Source organism: Curtobacterium sp. Leaf183 (assembly GCF_001424385.1).
Taxonomy (GTDB): Bacteria; Actinomycetota; Actinomycetes; order Actinomycetales; family Microbacteriaceae; genus Curtobacterium.
The window spans coordinates 338,819-345,275 of the sequence record NZ_LMPO01000001.1 but is presented as its reverse complement, the minus strand read 5'-3'; the positions used below and the strand labels follow the sequence as shown (position 1 = coordinate 345,275).

Below are 6,457 nucleotides of genomic sequence, written 5' to 3'. Positions count from 1 at the left end.
TGGCGCGTCGCGTCCGGATGGGTGATGTCGCTTTCGGTGCTGCGGGGTTGGTGCGTGCGCGTCCGGATGGGTGATGTCGCTTTCGGTGCTGCGGGGTTGGTGTGTGCGCATCGTGCGACATCGGGTGCGGGTTGGCGCGTCGCATTCGGATGGGTGATGTCGCTCCAGTCGTGGTCCGCGCCGCCGATCGGCCCCGTGGCTCAGGACACGCGGGCGGCCGAGGCCGTGCGCGCTGCCGACCATCCGGCGCGGGCGCGGACCACGAGGGTGACGACGACCGCTGCGGCAGCGGCGACGATGGCCGCGACCGCGGTGGGCGTCGACACGAGGGGCCCGTCGAGACGAGCGACCGCGACCCATGCCAGACCCCACGCGAGCGACACCACCGGCGACAGGCGACCCCGGCCAGCGACGGCCACGAGGACCCCGACCAGCCCAGCGACGAGCGCCACGACGACACCCCACACGTCCTGCCCGAGTCCGAAGCCGCGGAACCCGGCGGCCGTCAGCACCGCGGCGGTGTTGGCCGCCGTCGCGACGCAGAGCCACCCGAGGTACAGCCCGAACGTGCCGTCGGTGACGATCGCCTCGACGATGCCGGACGGCCGCGTGCGCCGCAGGATGACGAACGCCCACGCCAGCACGGCGAGCAGCGCGACGATGATCGGCTCGCTCGCCCACAGGAACCCGAACTGCACGGACAGGATCCATGCGGCGTTGAGCAGCAGCGACAGCACCGCGGGGACCGCGAGTCGGTCGTGGCGGGCCTGGTCCGCACGACGCGGCAGGAACTGCCAGACCGCGAACGCGATGAGCCCGACGTAGATGACGCTCCAGATGCCGAACGCGGGGCCGCCCGGGGCGATGGCCGTGGACGACGCCGACAGCGCCCCACCGGCCGCGTCCTGGATCGGCGTGCCACCCGCGGCACCCGAGCCGATGAACGAACCCACCACGGCGACGACGGCGCTCACCGCGATCGCGATCTTCCGGAACCAACGCATGACCACTCCTTCCGTCAGCAGCCACTCGTCAGCATGCTGAAGACATCACGGTATGCCCGTTCGCTGTCACGTCGTGCAGGTGCTGCTCAGCGGACGGGGGACGTGCGTAGCCTGGCCCTGTGACCGTCGAGCTGAACACCGTCTACGTCGACCGCATCGCACCGATGGTGAGTCCTTCGCTCGATGACACCTTCCGGATGATGTCGGACCAGGACGCCAGTGCCTGCATCGTGCTGTACCAGCCCGACGCGACCGAGCTCGGCGACGTCGCCGTGGCCCTCGGGCTGCACGAGCTGGCGGTCGAGGACTCCGCCGAGGGGCACCAGCGCCCGAAGCTCGAGCGGTACGGCTCGACGCTGTTCGCGGTCCTCAAGCCGGCGCTCTACAACGACCGCCGCGAGGAAGTGGCGTTCGGCGAGGTGCACGCCTTCGTCGGGGACGGCTTCTTCCTCGCCGTCGTGCAGGCGGACCCGCGCGGTCGGCAGGTCGTCCCGCGCTCTCTGCAGCGGATGAGCGGCAAACCGGGACTGGTGACGGCCGGCCCGCAGGCCCAGCTCTGGGCGCTGATGGACTCGATCGTCGACGACTACCTGCCGGTGATCGACGGGCTCGAGGAGGACATCAACCAGATCGAGGACCAGCTCTTCTCCGGAGTGCCCGGGGTGTCCAAGCGCATCTACGAGCTGTTCGGCGAGGTCGTCGACTTCCAACGAGCGGCGCGTCCGCTCGTGTACATGATCGAGAACCTGCATCGCGGCGCGGAGAAGTACCACCTGCCGGTCGAGATGCAGCGGCGCTTCCGCGACGTCCTCGACCACGCCATCCGCACCGCGGAGCGACTCGACACCTTCCGCCAACTGCTGCAGAACGCGCTGACCGTCGACGCGACCCTGGCGGCACAGAAGCAGAACGACGACACGAAGAAGATCTCGGGCTGGGCGGCGATCCTCTTCGCGCCGACGCTCATCGCTGCGATCTACGGCATGAACTTCACCCACATGCCCGAGCTGACGTGGACGTGGGGCTACCCGCTCGCGGTCCTGGCGATGATCGTCTTCGCGGCGGCGCTGTTCGTGGTCTTCAAGGTCAAGCGCTGGTTCTGACATACTTGCCACGCACATAGTTGCGAGACAAAAGAAAGAGCTCCGATGACGCAGCAGACCCATCCCGACGCCCTCGTCCACCTGACCGCGGCGGGGGTGTCCCTCGTCCTCGACTGCACCGAGGGGCGGCTGCCGGCCGTCGTGCACTGGGGTGCCGCGCTCGGGCGGCTCTCCACCGAAGACCTGGCGGCACTGGTCGTCTCCGGACTCGAGCCCGTCGTGTCGAACGCGGTCGACGAGCCGATCCGCCTGGCGGTCCTGCCCGAGCCCCACGCGGGCTGGTCCGGCAAGCCGGGGATCAGCGGCCACCGCGACGGCCACGACTGGTCGCCACGGTTCACGACGACGAGCATCGACGTGGTCGGCGAGGCGCACGAGGACGGGCGCCTCGTCGACGCCGGACCGGCCGCGGTCGTCGTCGAGGCCGCGGACCCCACCGCGCAGCTCGCCGTCCGCCTGACGATCGAGCTGCTGCCCTCCGGCCTGGTGCGCACGCGCGCCGCCGTCACGAACACCGGCCCGGGCTCCTACACGGTCGACGACGTCACGGTCGCGCTGCCGACCCCGACCCGCGCCCGCGAGGTCCTGGACTTCGCCGGCCGCTGGGGCAAGGAGCGCACCCCGCAGCGCAGCGACCTCGTCGTCGGCATCCACGAGCGCGAGGGCCGCAAGGGCCGCACGGGCGCCGACGCCGCCACGGTCCTGAGCGTGGGCGTGCCCGGGTTCGGATTCGCCCACGGCGAGGTCTGGGGCGTCCACACCGCGTGGAGCGGCAACCACCGGCACTTCGCGGAGCGGCTGTTCAACGGCAAGCAGGTCGTCGGCGGCGGGGAACTGCTGCTGCCGGGCGAGGTCCGGCTCGGGACCGGGGAGACCTACCAGGGGCCCTGGGTGTACGGCGCGTACGCCGACGGCCTCGACGCCCAGGCCCGTCGCTTCCACACCCACCTGCGCAGCCGGCCGCAGCACCCGACGAGCGACCGTCCGATGACGATCAACGTCTGGGAGGCCGTCTACTTCGACCACGACCTCGATCGACTCACGGACCTGGCGGACCGCGCCGCCCGGCTCGGCGTGGAGCGCTTCGTCCTGGACGACGGCTGGTTCCGCCACCGTCGCAACGACTTCGCCGGGCTGGGGGACTGGTTCGTCGACGAGGGCGTCTGGCCGGACGGTCTCACCCCGCTCGTGGACCACGTCCGTGCCGCCGGCATGCAGTTCGGCCTGTGGTTCGAGCCGGAGATGGTGAACGAGGACAGTGACCTGGCCCGTGCGCACCCGGAGTGGATCATGCAGGCCGACGGGCGGCTGCCGATCCGCTCGCGGCACCAGCAGGTGCTGAACCTGGCGATCCCCGAGGCGTACGAGCACGTCCTCGACCGGATGACGGCGATCATCGACGAGTACCGGATCGACTACGTCAAGTGGGACCACAACCGCGACCTGGTCGAGGCGGGCCACCGCGGGGGCGGTGCGGCCGTGCACGAGCAGACCCTGGCCGCCTACCGGCTGATGGCGGCACTCAAGGACCGCTTCCCGGGCTTCGAGATCGAGTCGTGCTCGTCGGGTGGCGGCCGCGTCGATCTCGGTGTCATCGAGCACACCGACCGCGTCTGGGTGTCCGACTGCATCGACCCGCTCGAGCGCCAGCAGATGAACCGCTGGACGATGCAGCTGCTGCCCGCCGAACTGCTCGGTTCGCACATCGCCAGCGGCGTGAACCACACCACGGGTCGCTGGCACGACCTGTCGTTCCGTGCGGGGACGGCGCTCTTCGGGCACCTCGGCATCGAGTGGGACCTGTCGAAGGCCTCCGCGGCCGAGGAACGCGACCTGGCCGAGTGGATCGCGCTCTACAAGGAGGCCCGCCCGCTGCTGCACGGCGGCGACCTGGTGCGGGTCGACCAGGTCGACGAGACGCTGAACGTCTACGGCGTGGTCGCCCCGGACCGAGGCGAGGCGATGTTCTTCCTCGCGTCGCTCGGCAGCCCCGAGGCGAGCGTCCGCGGCCGTGTGACGTTCCGCGACCTCGACCCCGACACGCGGTACCGCGTCGACCCGGTCCTGATCGGCACGGGCGCGGACGGCGTCCGCGCGCCGCAGTGGTGGTCGGGCGAGCGCGTCTTCACCGGACGTGTCCTGACGACCGTGGGGCTCGAGGCCCCGGCCACGTCCGCAGAGCGCGTGGTCCCCTTCCGGCTGACCGCCGTGTAGACGCGACCGTCGACATGACGGGAGGCCCGTGGCGACGCCGCCACGGGCCTCCCGTCATCTGATGGCCAGGATGTCTTGACAAGCGGTTTGTTTTGCGGCGACACTAAAGCCGTCCGGGCGCTGCCGCCCGACGGAAACCGCGTTGACGAAGGAGTCACGATGGCCACCGAAACACCCGTGTCGTCACCCTTGACGACGAGTGCCCGGCGCAGCCGGACCGTCGCCGGGACCACGGCCAGGGCCGCGAGCCCGAAGCGCCGACGTCGCAACGACCTCTGGCTGGCGCTGGTCTTCATCGCCCCGGCCTCGATCGGGTTCGCCGCGTTCCTGCTCTGGCCGACCCTGCGTGGCATCTACCTGAGCTTCACGACGTACAACCTGCTCACCCCGCCGGTGTTCACCGGCCTGCAGAACTACCAGCGACTGCTGCAGGACTCGATCTTCTGGCACTCGATGGCGGTGACGGTCGAGTACGTGCTGCTGAACATCGGCTTCCAGACGGTGCTCGCGCTGTTCATCGCGGTGATGATGCACCGCCTGACCAAGTCGACCTTCGTCCGGGGCATCGTCCTCGCGCCGTACCTGGTGTCGAACGTCGTCGCGGCGCTCATCTGGCTCTGGATCCTCGACACGCAGCTCGGCATCGGCAACGAGGTCCTCAACGCGATCGGCGTCGGGCGCATCCCGTTCCTGCAGAGCGACGTCTGGGGCATCCCCACGATCGCGTTCATCAACGTGTGGCGGAACGTCGGCTACACGGCGCTGCTGATCTTCGCGGGGCTGCAGGCGTTGCCGGAGCAGGTGTACGAGGCCGGCCGCATCGACGGTGCCAGCGAGTGGAACATGTTCTGGGGCATCACGGTGCCGCTGCTCCGCCCGATCCTGTCGCTCGTGCTCATCATCACGGTCATCGGTTCGTTCCAGGTGTTCGACACCGTCGCCATCACCACGCAGGGCGGTCCGGCGAACGCCACGAACGTCGTGCAGAACTACATCTACAACCTGGCCTTCGGTCGGTTCCAGTTCGGGTACGCGTCCGCCGTCTCGGTGGCACTGCTCGTCGTCCTCAGCATCATCACCGTCATCCAGTACCGACTCTCGCGCTCCGGCGAGAGCGACCTGGACTGACGCGGCCGCCCGCCGCCCCCTGACGCAGCACTGACCGGAAGCGAGTCGACGATGACCAGCACCCTGCCCCCGGTGGTCGAACCCACCACCCGCGCCGTCACCACCCGTGGTGCCCGAGCCCCCCGCCCGAAGCCGTCCGTCGGACGCGTCGTGGCCTGGATCGCGATGATCGCCGTGATCGTCGTGACCCTGTTCCCGTTCTACTGGATCCTCCGGACGGCCCTGTCGTCCAACGGTGCGATCTCCGCCGACCCGACGTCGCTGCTGCCCACCGGCTTCAGCCTGGGCGGGTTCGAGCGGGTGTTCGGCCTGCAGTCCACCAAGGAGGCGCTCGCCCAGGGCGGCTCCGGCGCGGCCATCAACTTCTGGCAGTACCTGCTCAACTCGGTGCTCACGGCGACGATGATCACCGTCGGCCAGGTCTTCTTCTCCGCCGCCGCGGCCTACGCCTTCGCCCGGCTGCGATGGCCCGGACGCGACAAGGTCTTCGGCGTGTTCCTGGCGGGGCTCATGGTCCCGACGATCTTCACGCTGCTGCCGAACTTCACGCTCATCAAGTCGCTCGGGCTGGTCGACACGCTGCTCGGGATCTCGCTGCCCTCGATGCTCATGACGCCGTTCGCGGTCTTCTTCCTGCGGCAGTTCTTCCTCGGCATCTCGAAGGAGGTCGAGGAAGCCGCGCTGATCGACGGCGCCGGCAAGGTGCGGGTGTTCTTCCGGCTGATCCTGCCGATGGCGTCCGCGCCGATCGCGACGCTCGCCGTCCTGACCTACATCACCGCGTGGAACGACTACTTCTGGCCGCTCATGGTGTCGTACACGGACAGTTCGCGGGTGCTCACCGTCGCGCTCGGTGTCTTCAAGTCGCAGTCCCCGCAGTCGGGGACCGACTGGGCAGGGCTCATGGCCGCCACCCTGGTGGCGGCGCTCCCGATGATCGTGCTGTTCGGCGTCTTCGCCAAGCGGATCGTCAACTCCATCGGCTTCTCCGGCATCAAGTAGGGATCC

Annotated in this window: 5 protein-coding genes; 4 read left to right on the top strand and 1 reads right to left on the bottom strand. The window is 69.6% G+C overall.

Annotated features, from left to right (window positions below; genetic code table 11):
* Positions 1–200 precede the first annotated feature (200 nt).
* Positions 201–1,004, bottom strand: coding sequence for a tryptophan-rich sensory protein (locus ASG04_RS01665; protein ID WP_056119275.1), 804 nt, complete (start codon positions 1,002–1,004; stop codon positions 201–203).
* 119 nt (positions 1,005–1,123) lie between these two features.
* Here ASG04_RS01665 and ASG04_RS01660 point away from each other — a divergent pair, with 119 nt between their 5' ends.
* From ASG04_RS01660 to ASG04_RS01645, 4 genes are all read left to right on the top strand, one after another.
* Positions 1,124–2,107, top strand: a complete 984-nt coding sequence (locus ASG04_RS01660) for a magnesium and cobalt transport protein CorA (RefSeq protein ID WP_056119272.1) — start codon at positions 1,124–1,126, stop codon at positions 2,105–2,107.
* A gap of 45 nt (positions 2,108–2,152) precedes the next feature.
* Positions 2,153–4,321 (top strand): alpha-galactosidase, encoded by a 2,169-nt coding sequence (locus ASG04_RS01655; protein ID WP_056119269.1) that lies wholly within the window; start codon positions 2,153–2,155, stop codon positions 4,319–4,321.
* Between the two features lie 159 nt (positions 4,322–4,480).
* Positions 4,481–5,449: a carbohydrate ABC transporter permease gene (locus ASG04_RS01650; protein WP_082517724.1), complete on the top strand. Its 969-nt coding sequence runs from the start codon at positions 4,481–4,483 to the stop codon at positions 5,447–5,449.
* A 51-nt stretch (positions 5,450–5,500) separates the two neighbouring features.
* Positions 5,501–6,451 (top strand): carbohydrate ABC transporter permease, encoded by a 951-nt coding sequence (locus ASG04_RS01645; RefSeq protein ID WP_082517723.1) that lies wholly within the window; start codon positions 5,501–5,503, stop codon positions 6,449–6,451.
* Positions 6,452–6,457 lie beyond the last annotated feature (6 nt).

Bases quoted from the DNA above. Each gene is read 5' to 3' on its own strand.
- ASG04_RS01665 (WP_056119275.1), bottom strand. From the start codon at position 1,004: ATGCGTTGGTTCCGGAAGATCGCGATCGCGGTGAGCGCCGTCGTCGCC.
- ASG04_RS01655 (WP_056119269.1), top strand. From the start codon at position 2,153: ATGACGCAGCAGACCCATCCCGACGCCCTCGTCCACCTGACCGCGGCG.
- ASG04_RS01650 (WP_082517724.1), top strand. From the start codon at position 4,481: ATGGCCACCGAAACACCCGTGTCGTCACCCTTGACGACGAGTGCCCGG.
- ASG04_RS01645 (WP_082517723.1), top strand. From the start codon at position 5,501: ATGACCAGCACCCTGCCCCCGGTGGTCGAACCCACCACCCGCGCCGTC.